25 protein-coding genes and 1 pseudogene are annotated in these 22,651 nt (G+C 68.8%); 5 read left to right on the top strand and 21 right to left on the bottom strand.

The features are described 5' to 3' along the window. Positions 1 to 4 precede the first annotated feature (4 nt). The 12 genes from BHQ18_RS08260 to rpsJ all read right to left on the bottom strand — a co-directional run bounded on the left by BHQ18_RS08260 (position 5) and on the right by rpsJ (position 7,523). Positions 5 to 1,933, bottom strand: coding sequence for a cellulose biosynthesis cyclic di-GMP-binding regulatory protein BcsB (locus BHQ18_RS08260; RefSeq protein WP_109789227.1), 1,929 nt, complete (start codon positions 1,931 to 1,933; stop codon positions 5 to 7). A gap of 128 nt (positions 1,934 to 2,061) precedes the next feature. After that, the gene (gene rpsQ / locus BHQ18_RS08265; protein ID WP_069413118.1) at positions 2,062 to 2,358 is read right to left on the bottom strand and encodes a 30S ribosomal protein S17; all 297 of its coding nucleotides are present in this window, start codon (positions 2,356 to 2,358) and stop codon (positions 2,062 to 2,064) included. Continuing rightward, entirely contained in the window at positions 2,358 to 2,591 is a 234-nt protein-coding gene (gene rpmC, locus BHQ18_RS08270; protein ID WP_069413119.1) for a 50S ribosomal protein L29, read from the bottom strand. The genes rpsQ and rpmC overlap by 1 nt, the downstream gene beginning before the upstream one ends. Continuing rightward, complete coding sequence (rplP, locus tag BHQ18_RS08275) at positions 2,591 to 3,007, bottom strand: 50S ribosomal protein L16 (RefSeq protein ID WP_069413120.1); 417 nt, start codon at positions 3,005 to 3,007, stop codon at positions 2,591 to 2,593. Before rplP ends, rpmC begins: the two co-directional genes overlap by 1 nt. Positions 3,008 to 3,009: 2 nt before the next feature. Next, positions 3,010 to 3,858, bottom strand: a complete 849-nt coding sequence (gene rpsC / locus BHQ18_RS08280) for a 30S ribosomal protein S3 (protein WP_069413121.1) — start codon at positions 3,856 to 3,858, stop codon at positions 3,010 to 3,012. Continuing rightward, on the bottom strand, positions 3,858 to 4,406 hold the full coding sequence (gene rplV / locus BHQ18_RS08285; protein ID WP_069413122.1) for a 50S ribosomal protein L22: 549 nt from the start codon (positions 4,404 to 4,406) through the stop codon (positions 3,858 to 3,860). The genes rpsC and rplV overlap by 1 nt, the downstream gene beginning before the upstream one ends. After that, positions 4,406 to 4,687, bottom strand: a complete 282-nt coding sequence (gene rpsS / locus BHQ18_RS08290) for a 30S ribosomal protein S19 (RefSeq protein WP_067340300.1) — start codon at positions 4,685 to 4,687, stop codon at positions 4,406 to 4,408. The genes rplV and rpsS overlap by 1 nt, the downstream gene beginning before the upstream one ends. Positions 4,688 to 4,708: 21 nt before the next feature. Beyond that, positions 4,709 to 5,545 carry a 50S ribosomal protein L2 gene (gene rplB, locus BHQ18_RS08295; protein WP_069413123.1) on the bottom strand — a complete coding sequence of 279 codons (837 nt, stop codon included), beginning with the start codon at positions 5,543 to 5,545 and terminating at the stop codon, positions 4,709 to 4,711. A 24-nt stretch (positions 5,546 to 5,569) separates the two neighbouring features. Next, positions 5,570 to 5,872 carry a 50S ribosomal protein L23 gene (rplW, locus tag BHQ18_RS08300; protein ID WP_069413124.1) on the bottom strand — a complete coding sequence of 101 codons (303 nt, stop codon included), beginning with the start codon at positions 5,870 to 5,872 and terminating at the stop codon, positions 5,570 to 5,572. Beyond that, on the bottom strand, positions 5,872 to 6,537 hold the full coding sequence (gene rplD, locus BHQ18_RS08305) for a 50S ribosomal protein L4 (protein WP_069413125.1): 666 nt from the start codon (positions 6,535 to 6,537) through the stop codon (positions 5,872 to 5,874). Before rplD ends, rplW begins: the two co-directional genes overlap by 1 nt. Further along, a complete protein-coding gene (rplC, locus tag BHQ18_RS08310; protein ID WP_069413126.1) occupies positions 6,537 to 7,190 on the bottom strand; it encodes a 50S ribosomal protein L3 in 654 nt (217 codons plus the stop codon). The genes rplD and rplC overlap by 1 nt, the downstream gene beginning before the upstream one ends. A gap of 27 nt (positions 7,191 to 7,217) precedes the next feature. After that, complete coding sequence (gene rpsJ / locus BHQ18_RS08315; RefSeq protein WP_003883485.1) at positions 7,218 to 7,523, bottom strand: 30S ribosomal protein S10; 306 nt, start codon at positions 7,521 to 7,523, stop codon at positions 7,218 to 7,220. Between the two features lie 375 nt (positions 7,524 to 7,898). On the opposite strand from rpsJ, the gene BHQ18_RS08320 reads away from it, so the two are divergent. Next, positions 7,899 to 8,378, top strand: coding sequence for a hotdog fold domain-containing protein (locus tag BHQ18_RS08320; protein ID WP_069413127.1), 480 nt, complete (start codon positions 7,899 to 7,901; stop codon positions 8,376 to 8,378). On the opposite strand, the gene BHQ18_RS08325 is transcribed toward BHQ18_RS08320, so the two are convergent. Beyond that, positions 8,367 to 9,869: a carboxylesterase/lipase family protein gene (locus tag BHQ18_RS08325; protein WP_084293976.1), complete on the bottom strand. Its 1,503-nt coding sequence runs from the start codon at positions 9,867 to 9,869 to the stop codon at positions 8,367 to 8,369. The genes BHQ18_RS08320 and BHQ18_RS08325 overlap by 12 nt on opposite strands. 351 nt (positions 9,870 to 10,220) lie before the next feature. Between BHQ18_RS08325 and BHQ18_RS08330 the strand changes: the two genes are divergently transcribed. Beyond that, positions 10,221 to 11,471 carry a cytochrome P450 gene (locus BHQ18_RS08330; protein WP_069413129.1) on the top strand — a complete coding sequence of 417 codons (1,251 nt, stop codon included), beginning with the start codon at positions 10,221 to 10,223 and terminating at the stop codon, positions 11,469 to 11,471. Here the strand turns inward: BHQ18_RS08330 and BHQ18_RS08335 are convergent. After that, positions 11,437 to 12,087 carry a TetR/AcrR family transcriptional regulator gene (locus BHQ18_RS08335; RefSeq protein ID WP_069413130.1) on the bottom strand — a complete coding sequence of 217 codons (651 nt, stop codon included), beginning with the start codon at positions 12,085 to 12,087 and terminating at the stop codon, positions 11,437 to 11,439. The two genes, BHQ18_RS08330 and BHQ18_RS08335, sit on opposite strands and share 35 nt — an antisense overlap. Before the next feature lie 97 nt (positions 12,088 to 12,184). Between BHQ18_RS08335 and BHQ18_RS08340 the strand changes: the two genes are divergently transcribed. Next, positions 12,185 to 13,831, top strand: a complete 1,647-nt coding sequence (locus tag BHQ18_RS08340; protein ID WP_069413131.1) for an MFS transporter — start codon at positions 12,185 to 12,187, stop codon at positions 13,829 to 13,831. On the opposite strand, the gene mftG is transcribed toward BHQ18_RS08340, so the two are convergent. The 7 genes from mftG to mftA all read right to left on the bottom strand — a co-directional run bounded on the left by mftG (position 13,748) and on the right by mftA (position 20,261). Then, positions 13,748 to 15,157: a mycofactocin dehydrogenase MftG gene (gene mftG, locus BHQ18_RS29015; RefSeq protein ID WP_084293952.1), complete on the bottom strand. Its 1,410-nt coding sequence runs from the start codon at positions 15,155 to 15,157 to the stop codon at positions 13,748 to 13,750. The genes BHQ18_RS08340 and mftG overlap by 84 nt on opposite strands. 15 nt (positions 15,158 to 15,172) lie before the next feature. After that, a complete protein-coding gene (mftF, locus tag BHQ18_RS08360; protein WP_069413135.1) occupies positions 15,173 to 16,585 on the bottom strand; it encodes a mycofactocin biosynthesis glycosyltransferase MftF in 1,413 nt (470 codons plus the stop codon). Beyond that, entirely contained in the window at positions 16,582 to 17,325 is a 744-nt protein-coding gene (gene mftE / locus BHQ18_RS08365; protein WP_069413136.1) for a mycofactocin biosynthesis peptidyl-dipeptidase MftE, read from the bottom strand. The genes mftF and mftE overlap by 4 nt, the downstream gene beginning before the upstream one ends. A gap of 139 nt (positions 17,326 to 17,464) precedes the next feature. After that, the gene (gene mftD / locus BHQ18_RS08370) at positions 17,465 to 18,655 is read right to left on the bottom strand and encodes a pre-mycofactocin synthase MftD (protein WP_069413137.1); all 1,191 of its coding nucleotides are present in this window, start codon (positions 18,653 to 18,655) and stop codon (positions 17,465 to 17,467) included. Between the two features lie 3 nt (positions 18,656 to 18,658). After that, positions 18,659 to 19,864 carry a mycofactocin radical SAM maturase gene (gene mftC / locus BHQ18_RS08375; protein WP_372516656.1) on the bottom strand — a complete coding sequence of 402 codons (1,206 nt, stop codon included), beginning with the start codon at positions 19,862 to 19,864 and terminating at the stop codon, positions 18,659 to 18,661. Between the two features lie 5 nt (positions 19,865 to 19,869). Next, complete coding sequence (gene mftB, locus BHQ18_RS08380; RefSeq protein ID WP_069413139.1) at positions 19,870 to 20,184, bottom strand: mycofactocin biosynthesis chaperone MftB; 315 nt, start codon at positions 20,182 to 20,184, stop codon at positions 19,870 to 19,872. Next, the gene (gene mftA, locus BHQ18_RS08385) at positions 20,169 to 20,261 is read right to left on the bottom strand and encodes a mycofactocin precursor MftA (protein WP_069413140.1); all 93 of its coding nucleotides are present in this window, start codon (positions 20,259 to 20,261) and stop codon (positions 20,169 to 20,171) included. The genes mftB and mftA overlap by 16 nt, the downstream gene beginning before the upstream one ends. 75 nt (positions 20,262 to 20,336) lie before the next feature. Here mftA and mftR point away from each other — a divergent pair, with 75 nt between their 5' ends. Both mftR and BHQ18_RS08395 read left to right on the top strand, forming a co-directional pair. Beyond that, positions 20,337 to 20,954 (top strand): mycofactocin system transcriptional regulator MftR, encoded by a 618-nt coding sequence (gene mftR / locus BHQ18_RS08390; RefSeq protein ID WP_234794113.1) that lies wholly within the window; start codon positions 20,337 to 20,339, stop codon positions 20,952 to 20,954. A 59-nt stretch (positions 20,955 to 21,013) separates the two neighbouring features. Continuing rightward, a pseudogene (locus BHQ18_RS08395) lies at positions 21,014 to 22,642 on the top strand (NAD-dependent malic enzyme); the annotation flags it as partial. Between the last annotated feature and the right edge of the window lie 9 nt (positions 22,643 to 22,651).

Genomic DNA, 22,651 nt, shown 5'->3' on the forward strand with positions numbered 1-22,651 from the left:
CCGCCTACGCGCGCCGTCGGCGCCGCAGCACCAGCCAGCCCAGCAGCGCGATCGCAGCGGCGGCCGTGGCGCCGGCCGCCAACAACAGCGTGGCAACCGGTGTGGACTCTTCAGCCGGTTCGTCGGCGGCGGGCGCCTCGCCGGCAACGGTCACCGGTTCCCCGCCGGGCGGTGCGATCACGGCCACGCCGCTGAGCCGCGACCAGCGCCGTGAGCTGTCGTCCAACCAGGCCAGCAGCGAATCGAGTTCGGCTGCATCGCCGTTCGACGTGGCCACCAGGACGGTGCGGCCGTCGTACACGGTCTGCAGCGAGCCGAACCGCAGTCCCGGATCCAGCCGCAAGGTGGTGCGCTCGCCGTCGAGGCGGTCCACGTCGAGTTCACCGTCGGCGGCGCTGCTGACGGGCAGCTCCGGGCGGTCACCGGCCCAACCGTCGGCGGCGATGACCACCGCGGGCGTCTGCGCGGCCAGCGCGTCGTCGACCGAAACCACCTCGGTGTCGATGGGCAGCGCGCTGAGCCGTTGCAGGCCTTCGGTGATGGTCACTGCGCGGCGGACGTCGTCGAAACCGGTGCCGACGCCGACCAGCACCCGCGGCATCAGCGCCTGCGGCAGCGACTGGAACCCGGCGGGCACCGGTGGATCGGCCCGGGTGGTCTCGACGGTCGTCGCACCGTCGATGGTCAGCGTGACCGGCTGGAACTCGCCGCACTCTCCGGTGTTGCCGCTGAGGTCCACGGCCACACCGAGATTGGTGTAGCGCTGCAGCAGTTCGTCGGGGATGTCGACCCATCGGTCGATGGCGCCGCCGGCATCGATCGGCCACCGGTCCACGGCTTGGCCGTTGACCGATGCCACTATCTGACCTCCGACGCTTGCGGGCAGCGGGGTGTAGGACCCCTTCAGGTGTACCCGCACGTTTTTGACCGGCCTGCCCAGCCGCGTCTGGTCCAGGCCGACGGTGACCTGCGGTTTGAGCGCGGTGGCGTTGACGCCGGGCTGGCCGAGGTCGCGGATGGTGGTCGTGTCGCCGGGCAGTTGCGGCACCGATTTTATCGGTCCCGCTACAGCTTTCGAGGCGAGCGCGAGTTGCGACAGGTTGCTGCTGAGCAACCGGGCCTGGTTGAGCAGTTCGTTGGCGGGTCCGGTGATCAGCAGCGCAGGCACCCCGTCACGGCCCTGCAGTTCGACCGCCGCGGTCGGGCCCTCGCGGACCACGATGTGGCGTTCGAACGGCCCCGAGGGCGCTTCGGCCGCGTCGCTGGTGAGCGGTTCGACGTCGACGTCGGTGCGCTGGTCACCGTAGCGGGCGACGACGGCGGTGGTCAGCCGCACCGCAGCATCCGATTCCGCGCGCGAGGGGGTGTCGGGCACGAAGATCGTCAAACGCTCCAGTACCGGCGGCAGGAAGTCGGCAACGACGTCGGGCGGCAGCTCGCGGCCGGTGTAGGCGACGGCCGCGCCGGCCAACCGCAGCGGAATCGCGGTGTCGTAGAGGCAGTATCCTGCCGGTGGCAGCAGCTGGCTGCGCAGCAGCACGGTGACCGCGTTGTCCACCACCTCGACCCCCTCGAGCGGGATCGAGATCGGGGCGCGGTCCGGCGGCAGGTCGACGCGGGAGACCGTGCGGTTGTCCTGGGTGACCGCGATGCTGCCGGCCGTGACGTTCGGCGGCAGCTCGACGGTCGCGTTCAGCGCGGCCGGCGTGAGCCCGGCCGGTACCGGGAACGACAGCGTCTGCGTACCCTGCAGCCCGTAGAGCGCAAGGTCGGCGACGACACCGAGCGTCGGAAGCCCCAGCGTGGGTGCGTCCGCGACCGCTCCCCCGTCACCGGGAGCAGCCGACGAAACCGGCGCGTCGACCAACGTCGTTGCGGCAAAGAAGAATACGAGTGCAACCAGGGCGGCTGTGCGTCGTTGCAGGTCCCCCATCCGGCGAGATTAGCCCAAAGTGTGCCAAAGCAAACGCTTTTGCGGATATGCCGCGCCGAGCTGAGCACAAAAAGGCCCCCGTACGTGCGCGTACGGGGGCCTTTTTGTGTGCCCGAAACTCGTGCGGGCTACTTGGCCTTCTCGAGGATCTCGACGAGCCGCCAGCGCTTGGTGGCCGACAGCGGACGGGTCTCCATCAGCGAGACACGGTCGCCGACACCGGCGGTGTCGTTCTCGTCGTGCGCCTTGACCTTCTTGGTGGTGCGGATGATCTTGCCGTAGAGCGGATGGCTCTTACGATCTTCCAGCTCGACCACGATGGTCTTCTGCATCTTGTCGGACACCACGTATCCGATCGCCGTCTTGCGGCGGCCGCGCTGCTCTTCCTTGCGCGGCGTGTACTTGGGGCCTTTACCCTCTGCCATTACGATCCCTCACCCACGGGTCCGGAGGCCAGACCCAACTCACGTTCGCGCAGCACGGTGTACACCCGCGCGATTTCCTGACGCACCGTGCGAAGCCGGCGGTTATTGGACAACTGGCCGGTGGCCATTTGGAAGCGCAGGTTGAACAGCTCTTCCTTGGACTCGCGCAGCCGATCGGTCAATTCGTCGTCGGTCAGCTCGCGCAGTTCGCCCGGCGTCACTCCCACTGCCATCAGAAGTGCTCCTCTCGGGTAACGATGCGTGCCTTGATCGGCAGCTTGTGAATGGCACGGGTCAGCGCGGCCCGCGCGGTCGCCTCGTCGGGGTAGCTCAGCTCGAACAGCACCCGACCCGGCTTGACGTTGGCCACCCACCACTCCGGCGAACCCTTACCGGAACCCATGCGGGTTTCGGCGGGCTTCTTGGTCAGCGGGCGGTCCGGGAAGATGTTGATCCAGACCTTGCCGCCACGCTTGATGTGGCGGTTGATCGCGATACGCGCCGACTCGATCTGCCTGTTGGTGATGTAGGCGTGCTCGAGTGCCTGGATACCGTAGTCACCGAAGCTCACCGACGTCCCGCCGCTGGCAATGCCGCGCTGCTGGGGGTGGTGCTGCTTGCGGTGCTTGACCTTTCGAGGAATCAGCATGATCAGCTCTCCGTGTTCTCCGGGGCCTGCCCGGCAGCAGCCTCGGTTCCGCCCGTCGCCTCGGCGACGGCGGGTGCCTCTTCGGTACCGGTCGCGGCGCGACCCGCATCGGTGCTCGTCGCGGTGGTACCCGACGCGCCGCTGCGACGCGGGCGGGTGCCCGACGGCCGCTCCCGGCGCGGACGGTCCGCCGCGGGCGCCGCGGCGGCCAGCTCACGCTTGCCACCGACGATGTCGCCCTTGTAGATCCACACCTTCACGCCGATCCGACCGAAGGTGGTCTTGGCCTCGTAGAGGCCGTAGTCGATGTCGGCGCGCAGCGTGTGCAGCGGGACCCGACCTTCGCGGTAGAACTCCGAGCGGCTCATCTCGGCGCCGCCCAGGCGACCCGAGCACTGCACCCGGATGCCCTTGACGTTGGGCTGGCGCATCGCCGACTGGATGGCCTTGCGCATCGCGCGACGGAACGCCACACGATTGGAGAGCTGCTCGGCCACGCCCTGGGCCACCAGCTGGGCCACCGACTCGGGGTTCTTGACCTCGAGGATGTTGAGCTGCACCTGCTTCTTGGTCAGCTTCTCCAGGTCGGCCCGGATGCGGTCGGCCTCGGTGCCGCGGCGGCCGATCACGATGCCGGGGCGCGCGGTGTGGATGTCCACCCGGACGCGGTCACGGGTGCGCTCGATCTCGACGTCGGCGATGCCGGCGCGCTCGAGACCGGTGGCCAGCAGCCGGCGGATCGCCACGTCTTCCTTGACGTAGTCCTTGTACTGCTTGTCGGCGTACCACCGGGACTTCCAGTCGGTGGTGATACCGAGCCGGAAGCCGTGGGGATTAATTTTCTGGCCCACTACTCCGAGCCCTCCTTCGCCTCTTCAGAAGCCTTGCTCTTCGTTTCAGCGGCCTTGGTGTCGGCGGCCTTGGTGTCGGCGGCAGCTGCCTTCTTCGCAGGCGCCTTCTTCGCGGCGGCGGCCTTGCTGCCCTGCGCGCGACGGGCGCGGGCGGTGTCGGCCGACGGCGAACGGCTCCCGCGCTCTGCCTTGGTTGCCCTGCTCTCGACGATCACCGTGATGTGGCTGGTGCGCTTGCGGATCCGGAACGCGCGGCCCTGGGCCCGCGGCCGGATGCGCTTGGCGGTCGGGCCCTCGTCGGCGTGGATGGTCGCGACAACCAGCGTCGAGGGATCGAGTCCCTCGTTGTTCTGCGCGTTGGCCGCAGCGCTGGCGATCACCTTGGCGACCGGCTCGCTGGCGGCCTGTGGCGCCCACCGCAGGATGTCGAGCGCCTCGGTGACCGACTTGCCGCGCACCAGGTCGATGACCCGGCGCGCCTTGGTCGGCGACACCCGCACGAAGCGCGCCTTGGCGGTCGCGGACGGATATTCAATCGCTGTAGTCATTAGCGCCTCTTCGCCTTCCGGTCGTCCTTGATGTGACCCTTGAAGGTGCGCGTCGGCGCGAACTCGCCGAGCTTGTGCCCGACCATCGACTCGGTGACGAACACCGGGACGTGCTTGCGCCCGTCGTGCACCGCGAAGGTGTGTCCGATGAAGTCGGGGATGATGGTCGACCGACGTGACCAGGTCTTGATGACCTGCTTGGTGTTCTTCTCGTTCTGCGTGTCGACCTTCTTGAGAAGATGGTCGTCGACGAACGGACCTTTTTTCAGGCTGCGTGGCATATTCCTTGTCCCTGCCTACTCTCAGCGCTTCTTGCCGGTGCGCCGGCGACGGACGATGAGCTTGTTGCTCGCTTTGTTGGGTTTGCGGGTGCGGCCCTCGGGCTTACCCCACGGGCTGACCGGGTGACGACCGCCGGAGGTCTTACCCTCACCACCACCGTGCGGGTGGTCGACCGGGTTCATCACGACACCACGAACGGTGGGACGCTTGCCCTTCCACCGCATCCGGCCGGCTTTGCCCCAGTTGATGTTGGCCTGCTCGGCGTTGCCGACCTCGCCGACGGTGGCGCGGCAGCGCACGTCGACGCGGCGGATCTCACCGGAGGGCATACGCAGCGAGGCGTAGGTGCCTTCCTTGCCGAGCAGCTGGATGCTCGAACCGGCCGAGCGGGCCAGCTTGGCGCCACCACCGGGTCGCAGCTCCACGGCGTGGATCAGCGTGCCCGCGGGGATGTTGCGCAGCGGCAGGTTGTTACCGGGCTTGATGTCGGCGTTGGCGCCCGATTCGATCACGTCGCCCTGCTTGATGCCCTGCGGCGCGATGATGTAGCGCTTCTCGCCGTCCAGGTAGTGCAGCAGCGCGATGTTCGCGGTGCGGTTCGGGTCGTACTCGATGTGCGCGACCTTGGCGTTCACGCCGTCTTTGTCGTGTCGCCGGAAGTCGATCACCCGATAGGCGCGCTTGTGCCCGCCGCCCTTGTGCCGAGTCGTGATGCGGCCGTGAGCGTTTCGCCCACCCTTACCGTGCAGCGGACGAACCAGCGACTTCTCCGGGTGGTCGCGGGTGATCTCAGCGAAATCGGAGACGCTGGCACCGCGACGACCGGGGGTCGTCGGCTTGTACTTGCGAATTGCCATGATTCTTCAGGTTCTCCCTGCCGGCTAGGCCGGCGCTCCGAACAGGTCGATGGGCTTGCTGCCCGCGGCCAGCGTGACGATCGCGCGCTTGGTGCTCTTGCGCTGTCCGTACCCGGTACGGGTGCGCTTGCGCTTGCCCTGCCGATTAGCGGTGTTCACCGAGTCGACCTTCACGTTGAAGATCTTCTCGATCGCGATCTTGATCTGCGTCTTGTTCGAGTCCGGGTGCACGACGAACGTGTACACGTTGTCCTCGATCAACCCGTACGACTTCTCCGAGATGACCGGAGCCAGGATGATGTCGCGGGGGTCTGCAATTGTTGCCATCAGACCGACGCTCCTTCTTTTTCGTCGTTCGCGCCCGCTGTGTTGGCCGCGATGTAGGCGTTCAACGCCTCCACGCTGAACACCACGTCGTCGGCGTTGAGCACGTCGTAGGTGTTGAGCTGGTCGGGCGAGATCACGTGCACGCCAGGCAGGTTGCGCACGCTCTTGAGGCTGACCTCGTCGGTGCGGCCGATGACCAGCAGCACCTTGGTGCGGTCGGTCAGCGTGCCCAGGAACGCCTTGGCGCTCTTGGTCGACGGGGTCTGCCCCTCGACGATCTCGGTGATCGCGTGGATCCGGTCGTTGCGTGCCCGGTCCGACAGCGCGCTGCGCAGCGCGGCGCGGATCATCTTCTTCGGGGTGCGCTCGCTGTAGTCGCGCGGCTTCGGGCCGTGCACGGTGCCGCCGCCGGTGAACTGCGGCGCCCGCGTCGAACCCTGACGGGCGCGGCCGGTGCCCTTCTGCCGGTACGGCTTCTTGCCGCCGCCACGGACCTCGCCACGCGTCTTGGTCGAGTGCGTGCCCTGCCGCGCCGCGGCCAGCTGCGCCGTCACCACCTGGTGCATGAGCGCGATGTTCGTCTCGACGTCGAACAGCTCGGCGGGCAGCTCCACGGAGCCGTCTTTGGTTCCCGCCGGGGTGTGGACATCAACTTTGAGAGCCATTACTTTTCGCCTCGCTTGATTGCGCTGCGGACCATCACGAGCCCGCCGTTGCGGCCGGGGATGGCGCCCTTGATCAACAGCACGCCGTTCTCGGCGTCGACCTTGTGCACCACCAGGTTCTGCGTCGTCACGCGGTCGTTGCCCATCCGGCCCGACATCCGCGTGCCCTTGAACACCCGGCCCGGGGTGGCGCAGCCTCCGATGGAACCGGGCCGACGGTGCACGGCCTGCGCGCCGTGGCTGGCGCCCTGGCCGCGGAAACCGTGCCGCTTCATGGTGCCGGCGAATCCCTTGCCCTTGCTGGTGCCGGTCACGTCGACGTAGGTGCCGTCGGCGAAGATCTCGGCGGTCAGCTCCTGGCCGACCTCGTATTCGGCGGCGGCCGTCTCGTCATCGAGCCGGAACTCGGCCAGGTGACGGCGCGGGTTGACCCCGGCGGCCGAGAACTGGCCTGTGACAGGCTTGTTGACCTTGCGCGGGCTGATCTCGCCGTAGGCCAGCTGCACAGCGCTGTAGCCGTCGCGTTCCGGCGTGCGGATCCGCGTCACCACGTTGGGGCCGGCCTTGACGACCGTCACCGGCACGACCCGGTTGTTCTCGTCGAACACCTGCGTCATGCCCAGCTTGGTGCCCAGAATGCCTTTTCTAGCCATGGTTCTGGAAGTCTCCTACTGGGATGCCTATTGAATGTTGACGTCGACGCTGGCCGGCAGATCGATGCGCATGAGAGCGTCAACGGTCTTCGGCGTCGGGTCGAGGATGTCGATCAGCCGCTTGTGAGTACGCATCTCGAAGTGCTCCCTCGAGTCCTTGTACTTGTGCGGGGACCGGATGACGCAGTACACGTTCTTCTCGGTCGGCAGCGGCACAGGGCCGACCACGCTGGCGCCGGTTCTGGTGACCGTTTCCACGATCTTGCGCGCCGAGGCGTCGATCGCCTCGTGGTCGTAGGCCTTGAGCCTGATGCGGATCTTCTGTCCCGCCACGCTTCTCCTACCTCACTCATACTGGGCCCGTTTCGGGGCCGCTCTCACCGGCGCAGCTCGCGCTGCTAGCCGCCGCTGTTCTTCTGTCTGTGGTCCACCGGTCCCCGCGGTCGGGTGTGTCGCCCGCACGCACACTCATTCGCGGCGAAAATTCGTCACGATCGAGATTGGCACCGGATGCGCCCGGGTGGGCGTCGGTCGGATGCCCCGGCCACGCGGTCCGAACTGGCACCGGCCCGGCTCAAGGCAACCCGAACAGTATGCCCTAGAAAACGGCACGCTCCAAATCCCTGGCCATCGCAAACCGGAGCGAAACCGGGCCGCCCGGGCAGCTGCGCGGACGGCCCATCTTACCGGCCAGTAAGGTGACTCGCCATGTCCGCTCCGACCTCCACCTATCGCGCGTGGAAGCGCCTCGCCGGCATCCCCGGCGGCACCTGGGCCTTTTCGGCCGCGGCGATCGCGCGGGTGCCCTACTTCGCCTCGATCACCCCGCACGTGGTGTCCATGAAGCCCGGATTCGCCGAAGTCACGGTGCCGAAGTGGTTCTTCGTGCACAACCATCTGCACACCGTGCACGCGATCGCGTCGTGCAACGCCGCCGAGATGGCGATGGGCATGCTGATGGAGGCCACCGTGCCGGCAAGCCACCGGTGGATCCCCAAGGCCATGAGTGTCGAGTACCTGGACAAGGCCACCACCTCGCTGCGGGCCCAGGCGCGGCTGACCCCGCCGGACTTCACGGTGATCACCGAGGGCGCCGAGGTCACAGTGCCGGTCAGCGTGGTCGACCGGGCGGGCACCGAGGTGGTGCACGCCGACATCACCTGCTGGGTGACCCCGTCAGCGCGGTAGCCCGGCCCAGAACGCGCACTGATGTTTCTGCGCGAAGTCGGTGATGACGTGGTTGTCGCCGGGTGCCAGCCACAGCCACTCCCCCTGCTCGCCTCGCCGCGGCCATCCCGCGCCGGGTGAGCCGGTCTCGGCGAACCGCACCCAGTGGCCGATCATCTCGTCGGCCAACCGCTGTTGGGCCGGATTCGGCGGCGGTGCGCCGCCCACGTCGAAGAGGTACCGCAGTTCCAGCGAGTGCGCGGCCCCGATCGGGAACGGCGCTGCCCGCAGCGGCTCCGGCGCGGGGGCGTCGCGGTCGCCGAACTCCGACGCGTAGACGGGCTGATCGTCGAGCGCGTCGGCCATCCGGTCGGCCACGCATGCGAAGTCGGCGGCGGTGACCGCCGCCGAGTACGCCAGCGCGACGTTGCCGCCGTAGCGCTGCGGCGGGTACTGCGCGGCCACCGCAGCGGCGTTGGGCCCGAACGCCTCGGCCAGCAGTTCCGGGTACGCCGCGGCGTCCAGCGCGCGTCCCCGCAGGAACTGCAGCGCCGCGAACAGGTTGAACTCATCGGCGGTGGTGTTGATCATCACCGGCACCCGCGCGGCGCGTCCTTCGAGCATCGCGGTGACCGGGTTCTGCGGCAGCACCGCGGTGCCGGTGACCGGCCCGCTGAGCCGCTCGGTGCCGAAGTGGCCGTACAGCAACGGCTTTCGAAACCGGTCCGCGGGCAGTGAACGCAGGCACTGCACGACGGCGGCGGCGCAGCCGAGTTCGGCCGCGTACTCCCGGCTGGCCCGCTGCGCGGCGGGCAGGTCGGGCTGGGCGTGGCACGGCCCGCTCTGGATGATCGCGCCGCTGAACAGCCCCGCCGAGCCGGGCGCGACGAGGTGGTCGCACACCGCCATCCCGCCCGCGGACTCCCCGGCGATGGTGACCCGTTCGGGGTCGCCGCCGAACGCGGCGATGTTGTCGCGCACCCAGCGCAGCGCGAACTGCTGATCGGCGAGCCCGAAGTTGCCCGACTCGGGTCCCAGCCCCGGATGCGCGAGGAACCCGAGCGCGCCGAGGCGGTAGTTGACGGTGAGCACGACGACGCCGCGGGTGGTCAGGCGGCGCGAGTCGTAGATGTCGCCGCTGCCGTTGAGGAAGCTGCCGCCGTGGAACCACACCAGCACCGGTTTGGGCTCGTTCGACGGCGGCGGAGTCCAGACGTTGAGCGTCAGGCAGTCCTCGCCGGTCGGGCTCGGGTCGAGGTCGGTGCTTGTGTCCTGCGTGCAGCGCCGCCCCGGCTGCGTCGCGTCGCGGAACCCGGCCCACTCCGCGACCGGCGCGGGCGGCTGCCATCGCAGTGGGCCGAGCGGCGGTGCGGCGTAAGGGATTCCGGCGAAGTAGCGGTGGTCGATGGAGACCGTCCCGCGCACGGCGCCGCCGGTGACGTGGGCAACGGCCGGATCGACGGGGACCTTGATCGCGGCGGTCTCACCGTGCCCGCAACCGGCGATCAACATCGCGCTGGCCGTCAGCGCCGCGGCCACCTTGCGGCAGCGCCGGCCAACCGTTCCCGTCAGCACTCCGCGAGCCTACTGACGTCCACCGGGCCCGCGGTCCCGCCATCGCCCACAGTCGACGAACTCGTGCCGCGACGGGACGCTGTCGAGCTGACCGCCGACCCCGAATTCATCGCGACGATCTTCGTCGGCGGGCTACGGAACCTGCTGATCGGTACCCGCTGCGCTGACCCGGACGTGACTCAGCGCATCCTCACCGCGGCGAGTGGCGGCAGTCACATACACTGTGCTTGACACCCGTCAAGTTCGTAATACCGGATGTAAACGTTTCCCGAAAGTGAAGGAGCCCGCATGAGCACGCCGACGATGGATGACGCCGCCAAGGTCCTCGCCGATCCGGAGGGCTACGCAGACGACGCACGCCTGCACGCGGCACTGACCCATCTTCGGGCGAACAATCCGGTGGCCTACGTCGACAACCCGCCCTACCGGCCGTTCTGGGCGATCACCAAGCACGCCGACATCATGGCCATCGAACGGGACAACAACCTGTGGCTGTCCGAACCGCGGCCACTGCTCGCCGCAGCCGAGGTCGACGACGTCCTCAAGGCTCAACTCGAGGCAGGCATCGGGCTGCGCACCCTCATCCACATGGACGACCCGCACCACCGCAAGGTGCGTGCCATCGGTGCCGACTGGTTCCGCCCGAAGGCCATGCGCGACTTGAAGGTTCGCGTCGACGAGCTGGCCAAGCGTTATGTCGATCGGATGCGAGAGGTGGGGCCCGAATGCGACTTCGTCACCGAGATCGCGGTGAACTTCCCGCTGTACGTGATCATGTCGCTGCTGGGCTTGCCGGAGGAGGACTTTCCGCGCATGCACATGCTCACCCAGGAGATGTTCGGGGGCAACGACGAGGAGTTCCAACGCGGGAAGACGCCCGAGGACATGCTCGCGGTGCTGGCGGACTTCTTCAACTACTTCGCCACGCTGACCGCCTCACGGCGGGCCAATCCGACCGACGACCTGGCCTCGGCGATCGCCAACGGCCGCATCGACGGTGAGCCCCTGTCGGACATGGACACCGCGTCGTACTACGTCATCGTCGCCAGCGCCGGCCACGACACCACCAAGGACGCCATCTCCGGCGGACTGCACGCACTGATCGAGAACCCCGGGGAACTGGACCGGTTGCGCACCGACCCCGGCCTGATGCCGCTGGCCGTCGAGGAGATGATCCGCTGGTCGACGCCGGTCAAGGAGTTCATGCGCACCGCGGCCGAGGACACCTCGGTGCGCGGTGTGCCGATCGCCAAGGGCGAATCCGTCTACCTGGCTTACGTGTCCGGCAACCGTGACGAGGAGGTCTTCGACGAGCCGTTCCGCTTCGACGTCGGCCGCGATCCCAACCGGCACGTGTCGTTCGGATACGGCGTGCACTTCTGCCTCGGGGCCGCACTGGCCCGCATGGAGATGAACAGCTTCTTCACCGAACTGATCCCGCGGCTGGAATCGATCGAACTGGCCGGCACCCCGGAGCTGACCGCCACCACATTCGTCGGCGGCCTCAAGCACCTGCCGATTCGCTACTCGCTGAAGTGATTTCGCCCGACTTGCGGGCGTGGGTGGCAAGGAAGCCGTCGACGGCGGCTACCGCGCAGGCTCGGTAGTCGAAGTCGGCGACGGTGGAGAGCCTGCCGAGGATCAGCGGTCCGATGAGCAGCGCGATGGTCTGGATGCGGTCGACCTCGTCGAGCTCCTCGGCCGCCTGCGGGCTGTCGAGGATCGCGTCGAACGGCACCGAGTAGAGCTGCACGATCCGCGACCGCAGCGTGCCGACCGCATCCGAATCCTCTTCGCGTACTTCAGGATAGGAGCCGACGTCGGGGCCTGATGCCATCCACGTCATCGCGGTGAGCATCGCGGGCACCTCGGCGATCGACTCCGCCCAGCCCTCCACCACCGCGATCAGCCGGTCTCGCAGGCTGCCCTCGGCCGGCGGCATCGGCGCGGGGCTGAGCAGACCCATGAATGCCGCGGCCATCAGGTCGTTGGCGCTGGAGAAGTGCCGGTAGAGCGTGGCGCGCGCGACGTTGGCGGTGCGGGTGACGGCGTCGATGGTCACCGCGTTCGGCCCACCGGTCCGCAGCAGCGTGGTGGCCGCCTCAAGCAGGCGGGCCCGGGACCGGGCGGGCCGCGGATCGGTACCGCCGCTCATCGTTTACCTCACCTCCAGACCGGGAACAAGACTATCGGTCTTGCTACGAGACTGTTAGTCTCAAAAGTCTCCTTTTGCCGAAAGAGAGCGACAGTTCATGGTCAACACCCTCGAACGGTCTGATCAGGATATCGACGCGAACATGGGCACCCTGACCAAGTCCCGCCGCGTCTGGTTGCTGACGATCGCCTCCCTGGATGTCCTGCTGGTGATTTCGTCGATGGTCGCTCTGAACGCCGCAATGCCCGATCTCGCGGTGGAGACCTCGGCCAGCCAGACCCAGCTGACCTGGATCGTCGACGGGTACACGCTGGTGCTGGCGTGCCTGCTGTTGCCGGCGGGCGCATTGGGCGACCGGTACGGCCGGCGCGGCGCGCTGCTGCTCGGGTTGGCCGTCTTCGGGGCGGCGTCGTTGGCGCCGGTGTTCTTCGACAGCCCGACGCAGATCATCGTGGCGCGGGCCGTCGCGGGTGTCGGCGCCGCGTTCGTCATGCCCGCGACGTTGTCGTTGCTGACCGCGGCGTTCCCGAAGAGCGAACGCAACAAGGCCGTCGGGATCTGGGCGGGCGTCGCGAGTTCGGGCGCGATCGTGGGCTTTCTGGGCACCGGGGTCCTGCTGCACTTCTTCTCGTGGCAGTCGATCTTCTGGGCATTCGCCGGTTCCTCTCTCGCGTTGTTGTTGTGCACATTCACAATCCGGTCCTCGCGCGACGAGACGGCCGCCCCGCTGGACTGGGTCGGCGCGGTCACGATCGGCGGTGCCGTCGCGGTCTTCGTCTACGGCGTCATCGAGGCGCCGATTCGCGGCTGGAGCCACCCGATGGTCTGGGGGTGCATGGCCGCCGGGGTGGTGCTCGCGGGCGTGTTCACCGCGGTGGAACTGCGCAAGCGCCACCCGCTGCTCGATGTGCGGTTGTTCGCCCGGCCTGACTTCGCCACCGGCTCGATCGGGATCACGTTCCTGTTCTTCGCCAACTTCGGGTTCTTTTTCGTCGAGATGCAGTACCTGCAGTTGCTGCTCGGCTATAGCGCGCTGCAGACCGCGTTCGCGCTGTCCCCGCTGGCGCTTCCGATCATGGTGCTCGGCGCCACCATGCACCTGTACCTGCCGAGGGTAGGGCTGCGCACCACGGTCGCCGCGGGACTGCTGTTGTTGGCGGCCGGGCTGTTCTGGATGAGCCGGCTCGGCGCCGACGCGGTCTATCTCGACCTGGTCGGCCCGCTTCTGGTCGCCGCGGTCGGTATCGGCCTGTGTGTCGCGCCGACGACCTCGGCGATCATGAACGCGGTGCCGACGGACAAGCAGGGTGTCGCATCGGCCGTCAACGACACCACCCGGGAGGTCGGCGCCGCGGTCGGTATCGCGGTCGCCGGTTCCGTCCTTGCGGCACAATATAGTTCGGCGTTGGGTCCGGCGTTGTCCGCGGTCCCCGAGCAGCTCCGCACAGCCGCTTCGGATTCGCTGGCCAACGCGTTGGAGGTGGCGCAGCGGATCGGCCCCGCGGGCGCCGGCCTGGCGGAAGCGGCCACGGCGGCGTTCGCCGAAGCCATGAGCCTGTCGCTGGTGGTGCTCGCGGTGGTGCTGGTGGTCGCCGCGGCGTTCGTCGCGCTGTGGGCGCCGGGCCGTGATGGCAAGCAGTTCGGTTTCCTGCGCAGGCGCTCAGGCGATGAACTCGGCGGCGCGGTGCCCGAGCATGCAGATGGTGGCGTGCGGGCCGCGGCTGGTGATCGTCGGGAGCACTGACCCGTCGACCACCCACAGCCCGTCGACCCCGCGCACCCGGCACTGCGGGTCCACGACCGCGTCGCCGTCGCGGCCCATCGGCGCGGTTCCCGACAGGTGCTGGGAGGTTGACCAGGACACCGGTCCGAACCCCGTTGTCGCGCCGATCAACTCGCGCACCATGGCGACGCCGGAACGCAGCAGGTCGACATCGCCGGCGGCGGTGTCGTAGCGGTGTTCGATGATCGGCGGCGTGTCCGGGTCGGCGGTGCGCACCGTCAGCCGGCCGCGGGAGCTCGGCCGCATCAGCGTCACCCCGATGTGGGGATGGTCCCCCGGATCGTCGCGTCGGCCGCTGACCATCGCGCCGAAGCCCGCCGTGTAGGGCCGGATCTCCAGCCCCTCCGCGGTGGTCAGCACGGCCTCCAGCGGCGGCACGCCGTGGGTCTCGGGCCAGTGCACCGGCAGCACCCACTCCGGATGATCCGAGAGTGTCACGCCCACGGGCAGGTCTGCCGCCACCGGGATTCCGGCCGGCTCCAGCACCGGCGCGGGCCCGATCCCCGACAGCATGAGCAGGTGTGCGGACCCGATCGCCCCGGCGCACAGAACGATTCGATCTGCGTGCAGTTCACCGTGAGCCGTCCGGGCACCGACCGCACGACCGTCGGCGAACAGGATCTGCACGACCCGGGTGTCGGGTACCAGGGTGAGGTTCGGGCGGTCCATGGCCGGCTGCAGGTACGCCCCGCCGGGTCCGACCCGGGTGCCAGCGGCGATGTTGAGCGGCACCGCCCCCACCCCGGGACCGAGCGGATGCTCGGGGGTCGAGCCGTTCAGGTCCGGAATCCACCGATGCCCCGCCGCGGTCGCGGCATGGACGAATGAGGCTGTGCACCCGTCGAATTCGGATACCCGTCGGACAGTGATGGGCCCGTTCGAGCCGTGCAGTGGGCTGGTGAAGTCCAGGTCGGTCTCGATGGCGCGGAAGTGCGGCAGAACGTCGTCCCAGGTCCAGCCGGGCAGCGCCCAGCCGTCGAAGTCGGCGGGCAGCCCGCGGCAGAAGTACCCGCCGTTGACCGCGCCGGACCCGCCGACGACGGCGCCGCGCATGATCTGCGCCGGGCGGGGCGGGTCGACGGTCAGCGTCGTCGGGTACCGGTGCACCACCGAACTGGCCTCGCCGATCGGCAGCCGCAGCCCGTTGCTGATCTGATCGTGCACCCGCGGGTCCGACGGTGCCGGACCGGCCTCGACGAGCGTGACCTGGCATGACGGATCGGCGGAGAGTCGTTCGGCGAGAACGGAACCGGCGCTGCCGGCGCCGACAATCAGGACGTCAGCCACGTGATCGTGGTCGTTTCACGTCCGGATCTGGGGTTTCAGTGCGCCGACGTGGCGCTCGCGGACCACGCCCGTCCACAGGCCGACGCCGTAGGCCAGGTCGTCGAGCCGTTTGAGCAGGACGTAGGTCAGCAGTCCGACGCGTTTGGTGTCGTCCTCGGCGTGGCCGTTGCGGGCCAGCCAGTCGACCACGCCGTCGACCACGGCGGCCACCAGCACAACCCTTCGGCATCGCTGCGAAAGCAGCGCCGCGATCAGCGCCACCGGCCAGTAATGCCGACAGATCGCCGACGCCAGCTGCAGCGCCGCCGACCACAGGCCGTGCGCGGCGACCACGGCCACGTCCTTGGGTTCGGTCTCCACGCTCGACAGCGACCTGGCGATGCGCCGGCCGGTCATGGCAGCCACGACCAGTGACGCCAGGCGTCCGATCGTCGACCCCATCGCCAGCAGGACCCACGCGACCAGCGTCCAACCCGAGATGACCAGAGGTGCCGTCTTACCGGGATGCCTGACCGACAGCGGCGCTGCCGAGCTGCCGTAGAATGCCTTGCGCGCAAACCATTCCCGCATCTGCGTGCGGTGGTCGTGGGCCACCAGCGCGATCGGCTCGTAGCGCAACCGCGCGCCCGACTCGATGAGCCGCCAGCACAGGTCGACGTCTTCGCCGGAGCGCAGCGTCTCGTCGAAGCCGCCGATCTCCTTGAGCACCGAACGACGCCCGATGATCGCGGCGCTCGGGACATAGGAGACGGTTCCGTAGGGCACCACAGGGGCCTCGCGCACGCCCAGGTCCAGCGACGAGCGCACCGCCTCGTATCGGCCGACCAGGCTGTCGGGTTCGCGCAAGCCGACGATACGGGGGGCCACCAGGGCCACCGCGGGATCGCAGAAGTGGCCGAGCAGGGCTTCGAGCCATCCTCGGCGCGGCACCACATCGCTGTCGAGGAACGCCACGTAGTCGGTGTTGCAGGCGGCCATGCCGGTGTTGCGAGCGGCCGCCGGTCCCCGGCAGTGTGCGTGCCGCAGCACCTGCACATCGGTGTGGACGTCGGCCAGGTCGGCCTGCTCGATGGGGGTCTGTGAGCCGTCGTCGACGACGACGACGCGCAGCCCGCGCGTCGCGGTGAGCAGACGGCGAACCCCAGAGAGGTTGTCGCGCACCGGAATCACGAGCGTGACGTCGCGGTGCGACGGACCGCTCGCCGGGCGCGGATGGGCGACGGTGGCGTCGAGCAGCGTGCGTGCCAGTTGCGCGCTGACCGCGTCGTGGACCTCGAGCCGGCCGCCACTGAGCATGGTCTGCGCGGCGGGTGCCAGACGCAGCAGCCGGGTGGGCGATCCGCCGAGCAGCGCCGAGCCCTCGCCGAGCACTTTGACCCGACGATCAACCTGGACGGCGAAGCCGTCCGGAAGCCTTGGACCCGTCATGTCAACATCCCGTCGCGGTCGGGTACCCAACGCTCGATCCGCCGCAAACACGACTCGACCATATCGCCGAAGATCCGCTCGCCCTCGTCCGCGGTGGCCGTGGTCGGGTCGCCGAGCACGCCGATCTCGCTGACGGCGGCGACGCCACCGCGGCGCAGCTCGGGCATCAGTTCCCGAAGCGGCGCGCAGTTGCCGGGCACGCGTTCGTCGATCATGACATCGCGCGGCGAAATATGTAGCAATACAGACGTTTCGGTATGGCCGGCGTGCGCGTCGGCCCCGGCGACCGTGCACGAGCACCACGCCGCGTCCCGCCCCTCGAACCGAAGCAAAGCCGTCGCGGCGGCCAACGCCTCCACGTTCCCCCCATGCCCATTGACGAAGACCAGCCGCGACGCCCACCGCGACGCTGACCGCCCGAACTCCACCAGCAACGATCTCAGCGCCGAGGTCCCGACCGAGACGGTCCCGTCGAAGGCCTCGTGCTCACCGCTCGCGCCGTATCCGATCGACGGCGCGATGCGCCAGATCGATTCATCTGTCCCGGCCAGTCGGTCAGCAACCGCGCGCGTCACCGCGGACGCGATCCTGGTGTCGGTGTCCAGCGGCAGGTGCGGACCGTGCTGTTCGGTCGAGCCGACCGGCACGAGCAGCGCCGAGCGTGTGCCTTGCAGCTGCTTCGAAGTCGCGCTCGCGAGCTCGCTGACGGAAGGCACCCGCCGATGGTAAGCCGAATTCACCTTGTGTGCGCCAATTGTTCGCGCATGCGCAGCAATTGATTCGCCGAAAATTAGAGCCACCGCCCCGGCGCCGTCTCGTCAGCCCCCTGCGCCACGCCTGTACCACGGACTTCGCAAATTCGACGGGAGCGTCGGTCGCTCAGGCGTCCGATCCGGCGGGCACCCCGAGTGGGCGCGCGAAGCCGGGGGGCACGAGGATGTCGTCGGCACCGAGGTCGTGCACCGAAGCGCGACCCAGGCCCATCAACGCAGAGTCGATGCCGCCGCGCAACACGTCGAGCACGTTCTCCACACCGGCCTGTCCGTTGGCGGCCAGACCCCACAGGTACGCCCGGCCGATCATGACCGCGCGGGCGCCGAGGGCAACGGCCTTGACGACGTCGCTGCCGCGCCGGATGCCGCCGTCGAGCAGCACCTCGATCTGGTCGCCGACAGCGTCGGCGATCGCGGGCAGCGCCCGGATCGACGCCGGGGTCCCGTCCAGGTTGTTGCCGCCATGGTTGGACACCGAGATCGCCGAAACACCCGCGTCCACAGCGCGTTTGGCGTCGTCGACACGCATCACGCCCTTGAGCATGAACGGGCCGCCCCACAGTTCGCGCAGCCATGCGATGTCTTCCCAGGTCGGAGGCGGGGTGCCCATCCACTCGCCGTAGGCGTGGAAGAACGGCGGACCCGCTTCGCCGCGGGCGGCCTGGTTCGGCACCCGCAGGTTCGGCGGACGGAATGTCTTGCCCCACTGCCACATCCAGCTCGGACGGGTCAGACCGGTGGGCAGCATGCGCACGGTGGTGCGCAGATCCATCTGCTCGGGGATCTTCGGGCTGCCCCAGTCGCGGCCGTGCGAGAAGCTCCAGTCGGTGGTCACGATCAGCCCGACGGCGCCGGCCGCGCGGGCGCGCTCGACGCGGGCCGCGATCGCGTCGCGGCCGCCCAGCCAGTACACCTGGAAGAACAGCTTGGGGTTCGCCGCGATGACCTCTTCGATCGGCTTGCTGGCGAACGATGACAGACCCATCGCGGTGCCCCGGGCGGCGGCTGCGCGCGCGACCGCGGTCTCGCCTTCGGGGTGCACGGCCTGCACACCGGTCGGCGAGATCAGCACGGGCAGCGAAATCTCCTGCCCCATCACGGTGGTTGCCAGATCACGCTTCTCGGTGGCGCCGATGACGTGGGGCGCGAAGCCCAACTCGGCGAACGCGTCGACGTTGTCGGAGACCGTGACGCCTTTTTCGCTGGCGGCCAGCAGCGCCGAGTACACCGGCTTGGGCAGCCGTCGCTTGGCCCGCTCCTGGGCGGCGGCGACGGTCTCGAACCAGGTGTCTGCCATCGGTTAAACCGGACTTTCGTTGCAGAGACGTTTCGGAGGCGCCCCGGCGCCGACATCAGAGCGGCGCGGGGTGGTGAGCAGCTTGAGCATCACCGGCCCGGAACGCGAGTGGTCGACGCTGGACTTGGGCTTGACCCGCTCGCGGGCCAGCGCGGGAGCGCCGTAGCCCTCCACGCACTCGGGGTCCGGGCCGTCCATCGGCAGCCCGGTGAAGAACTTGGCGGCCATGCAACCGCCGCGGCAGCTGTCGTAGTGGTCACAGCTGCTGCAGGCGCCCGCCGACTGCGGCTCGCGCAGTTCACGGAACAGCGGCGCGTTCTTCCACACGTTGTCGAAACCGCCGTCGGACACCACGTTTCCGGCCAGGAAGCGGTCGTGGATCGCGAACGGGCAGGCGTACACGTCGCCGACCGGGTCGATCAGGCAGACCACGCGGCCGGCGCCGCACAGGTTCAGTCCGGCCAGCGCGCCGGGGGCGCCGAGGCCGGACAGGTGGAAGAACGAGTCGCCGGTCAGCACCCGCTCACCCTTGGCGACCAGCCAGTTGTACAGCTGCACCTGCTGTTCGGCGGTCGGGTGCAGGTCGTCCCAGACGTCGGCGCCGCGGCCCGACGGGCGCAGCCGGGTGATCCGCAGCGTGGCGCCGAAACGGTCTGCCAGCGCGACGAATTCGTCGAGCTGACCGACATTGTGGCGGGTCACCACGACCGAGATCTTGGCGTCCTTGAACCCGGCGTCGGCCAGGTTCTGCAGCGCCCTGGTGGCCATGTCGAACGAACCGGCGCCCCGCACGGCGTCGTTGACCTCGGCGGTCGCGCCGTCGAGCGAGATCTGCACGTCGACGTAGTCGCTGGCCGCCAGCCGTGCCGCCACCTCGGGGGTGATGCGCACGCCGTTGGTGGAGAACTTCACGCCGACGTGGTGGGCGGTGGCGTAGTCGACGAGTTCCCAGAAGTCCGAGCGCACCGTCGGCTCACCGCCGCCGATGTTGACGTAGAACACCTGCATCCGCTCGAGCTCGTCGATGATGTCCTTGCACTGCTGGGTGCTCAGCTCGCGCGGGTCGCGTTTGCCCGACGAGGACAGGCAGTGCACGCACGCGAGGTTGCACGCGTAGGTCAGCTCCCAGGTCAGACAGATCGGCGCGTCGAGGCCCCGCTCGAACTGGTCGACCAGCCGGGGTACCGGCGCAGGTGGTGGGGGCAGCATGGTTGTCATTGCGGTACCAGCATTTTCGATTGAGCAAGCACACCGAGTGCATGCAGATAAGGAGCCTGCTGGCCGTCGGCGACACCGGCGGCCCGGCAGGCGGATCGGACGTCGGGGTGATCGGAGAGCGCGTTGACGACGTCGACGATGGTGCGGTTCTTCAGGAACGACAGTTTGCGCGTACCGAAGTGGTAGAGCAGCGCACCGAACGGCTCGGGCCGCACCGCCACCTGGTGGTGCAGCCGCCAGCCGCGCTCGGGGTCGAAGACAGTGTCTTGTTCCCCCGTCGACGTCGGGGTCACGGTCAGTAGACCCCGCACATCCCGTCGATCGAGACCTCTTCGACGAGGATCTCGGTGACCAGCTCGTCGTCGTTCACCTGCTGATTCGCATCCATCGGGCGCCGCCTTTCAGTTGACCGGTTCTCGACATCTGTGACCGAGATCGCAATAATATGGCATCGAGTGCCTAAATGGAAAGGGGACCCCCGATGGGGCCGGACCAGCACCGGGTGGGTCGGCGGCGCTCGACGACGTGGGACCACATCAGCAACGTGGCGATCGACCTGTTCACCGCCCGTGGCTTCGACGACGTCAGCGTCGACGACGTCGCGGAGGCGGCCGGCATCGCCCGGCGCACGCTGTTCCGCTACTACCCGTCGAAGAACGCGCTGCCGTGGGGCGACTTCGACGCGCACCTGGACCATCTGCGCGACCTGCTGGGCGACGTCGGCGCCGAGGTGCCGATCGGCGAGGCCTTGCGCGAGGCCCTGCTGACGTTCAACACGTTCGACGACACCGAGACGGCGCGGCACCGGCAACGCATGCGTCTCATCCTTGAAACCGCTGCGCTGCAGGCATATTCGATGACAATGTACGCCGGCTGGCGCGCGGTGATCGCGGACTTCGTCGCCAAGCGCCTCGGCGTCACCCCCGGCGACCTGGCGCCGCAGACGGTGGCCTGGACAATGCTCGGGGTGGCGCTGTCGGCCTACGAGTACTGGCTGGCCGACGAAGCGGTGCCGCTGGCCGAGGCGCTGGACGCGGCGTTCGGCACCGTCGCCGACGGCCTGCGCGCGCTGGATCGCTGATTCGTCCGGCCACGGTCGCGGTGCCGCGATAGCTTGGCCCGATGTCTTAGAAGAAGACGGGCCAGACCCTGCTGTTCGACGGGCTGTGGACCAAGGGCACCGCGTTCACCGACGAGGAACGCCACGAATTCCGTTTGCTCGGTTTGCTTCCCACGGCGGTCAAGACGCTCGAGCAGCAAACCGAGCACTCCTGGCTGGAGTTCAGCCGTTACCGCGAACCGCTGGACAAGCACATCTATCTGCGCAACCTGCAGGACCGCAACGAGACGCTGTTCTACCGGCTGCTGCGCGATCACATCGCCGAGACCATGCCGATCGTCTACACCCCCACCGTCGGCGAGGCGTGCCAGCGGTTCAGCGAGATCTACCAGCGCCCGCGCGGGCTGTTCGTGTCCTATCCCGACCGCGACTCGCTGCGCGAGGTGCTGCGCAACCGGCCGCAGCGCGAGGTCGACGTCATCGTCGTCACCGACGGCCAGCGCATCCTCGGCCTCGGCGACCAGGGCATCGGCGGGATGGGCATCCCGATCGGCAAGCTGTCGCTGTACACGCTCATCGGCGGCATCGACCCGGCGCGCACGCTGCCGATCGTGCTCGACGTCGGCACCGACAACGTCGAACTGCTCGAGGATCCGCAGTACCTCGGCTGGCGACACCGACGCATCGGCGACGACGAGTATTACGCGTTCATCGACGATTTCGTCACCGTCGTGCACGAGGAACTGCCCGATGTGCTGCTGCAGTGGGAGGATTTCGCGACCGCGCACGCGCTGCCGATCCTGCAGCGCTACCGCGACAAGCTGTTGACGTTCAACGACGACATCCAGGGCACGGCCGCGGTGACGCTCGGCGCGCTGCACGGTGCCGCCCGGGTGGCCGCCCGGCCGCTGTCGGACCAGCAGGTGGTGATGCTGGGCGCCGGTTCGGCGGGTATCGGCGTGCTCGACATGGTGCACCGCCAGATGGTCAGCGAGGGGCTCAGCGAGCAGCAGGCGACCTCGCAGATCTGGGTCGTCGACATCAACGGACTGCTCACCGACGACCGCGCCGACCTGTCCCCCAGCCAGCGCAAGTTCGCCCAACCCGCCGACCGGGTCGCCGGCTGGGGGGTGACCGGGCCCGCCCACCTGGCGGACGTCGTACACCATGTCGAGGTCGGCGTTCTGCTCGGGTTGTCCACCGCTGCAGGTGCTTTCACCGAGGAGATCGTCCGGGAGATGGCGGCCAAGGTGGAGCGGCCGATCATCTTCCCGCTGTCCAATCCGACCAGCCGCGCCGAGGCGCACCCCGCCGAACTCGACGAGTGGACCGACGGGCGGGCATTGATCGCAACCGGTTCGCCGTTCGCGCCGCTGCAGCGCAACGGCCGCGAGCACCCGATCGCCCAGTGCAACAACGTCTACATTTTCCCCGCGATGGGCCTGGCCGTGACCGCCGCGCAGGCCACCCGCGTGACCGACGAGATGATGCGCGCCGCGGCCGCCGCCCTCGGCGAGGCCTCCCCCGCGCTCGCCGACCCGGATGCCGCGCTGCTGCCGGCGTGGTCCGACGTGCCCGGCGTCGCGCTGCGGATCGCCCACGCCGTCGCGGTGCAGGCCGTCGCCGACGGCGTCGCCCCCGACCGCAACCCCGACCAGTTGCGCCAGCGCATCGACGAGGTCCGCTGGACGCCGGCCTACCGCCTCTGAATCCTTGCG

The organism is Mycolicibacterium flavescens (assembly GCF_001722335.1).
GTDB lineage: Bacteria > Actinomycetota > Actinomycetes > Mycobacteriales > Mycobacteriaceae > Mycobacterium > Mycobacterium flavescens.

Excerpts from the sequence above, each read along its gene's own strand:
- BHQ18_RS08260 (WP_109789227.1), bottom strand. The coding sequence starts at position 1,933 with ATGGGGGACCTGCAACGACGCACAGCCGCCCTGGTTGCACTCGTATTC.
- rpsQ (WP_069413118.1), bottom strand. The coding sequence starts at position 2,358 with ATGGCAGAGGGTAAAGGCCCCAAGTACACGCCGCGCAAGGAAGAGCAG.
- rpmC (WP_069413119.1), bottom strand. The coding sequence starts at position 2,591 with ATGGCAGTGGGAGTGACGCCGGGCGAACTGCGCGAGCTGACCGACGAC.
- rplP (WP_069413120.1), bottom strand. The coding sequence starts at position 3,007 with ATGCTGATTCCTCGAAAGGTCAAGCACCGCAAGCAGCACCACCCCCAG.
- rplV (WP_069413122.1), bottom strand. The coding sequence starts at position 4,406 with ATGACTACAGCGATTGAATATCCGTCCGCGACCGCCAAGGCGCGCTTC.
- rpsS (WP_067340300.1), bottom strand. The coding sequence starts at position 4,687 with ATGCCACGCAGCCTGAAAAAAGGTCCGTTCGTCGACGACCATCTTCTC.
- rplB (WP_069413123.1), bottom strand. The coding sequence starts at position 5,545 with ATGGCAATTCGCAAGTACAAGCCGACGACCCCCGGTCGTCGCGGTGCC.
- rplW (WP_069413124.1), bottom strand. The coding sequence starts at position 5,872 with ATGGCAACAATTGCAGACCCCCGCGACATCATCCTGGCTCCGGTCATC.
- rplD (WP_069413125.1), bottom strand. The coding sequence starts at position 6,537 with ATGGCTCTCAAAGTTGATGTCCACACCCCGGCGGGAACCAAAGACGGC.
- rplC (WP_069413126.1), bottom strand. The coding sequence starts at position 7,190 with ATGGCTAGAAAAGGCATTCTGGGCACCAAGCTGGGCATGACGCAGGTG.
- BHQ18_RS08320 (WP_069413127.1), top strand. The coding sequence starts at position 7,899 with ATGTCCGCTCCGACCTCCACCTATCGCGCGTGGAAGCGCCTCGCCGGC.
- BHQ18_RS08325 (WP_084293976.1), bottom strand. The coding sequence starts at position 9,869 with ATGTTGATCGCCGGTTGCGGGCACGGTGAGACCGCCGCGATCAAGGTC.
- BHQ18_RS08330 (WP_069413129.1), top strand. The coding sequence starts at position 10,221 with ATGAGCACGCCGACGATGGATGACGCCGCCAAGGTCCTCGCCGATCCG.
- BHQ18_RS08335 (WP_069413130.1), bottom strand. The coding sequence starts at position 12,087 with ATGAGCGGCGGTACCGATCCGCGGCCCGCCCGGTCCCGGGCCCGCCTG.
- BHQ18_RS08340 (WP_069413131.1), top strand. The coding sequence starts at position 12,185 with ATGGTCAACACCCTCGAACGGTCTGATCAGGATATCGACGCGAACATG.
- mftF (WP_069413135.1), bottom strand. The coding sequence starts at position 16,585 with ATGACGGGTCCAAGGCTTCCGGACGGCTTCGCCGTCCAGGTTGATCGT.
- mftD (WP_069413137.1), bottom strand. The coding sequence starts at position 18,655 with ATGGCAGACACCTGGTTCGAGACCGTCGCCGCCGCCCAGGAGCGGGCC.
- mftC (WP_372516656.1), bottom strand. The coding sequence starts at position 19,864 with ATGCTGCCCCCACCACCTGCGCCGGTACCCCGGCTGGTCGACCAGTTC.
- mftA (WP_069413140.1), bottom strand. The coding sequence starts at position 20,261 with ATGGATGCGAATCAGCAGGTGAACGACGACGAGCTGGTCACCGAGATC.
- mftR (WP_234794113.1), top strand. The coding sequence starts at position 20,337 with ATGGAAAGGGGACCCCCGATGGGGCCGGACCAGCACCGGGTGGGTCGG.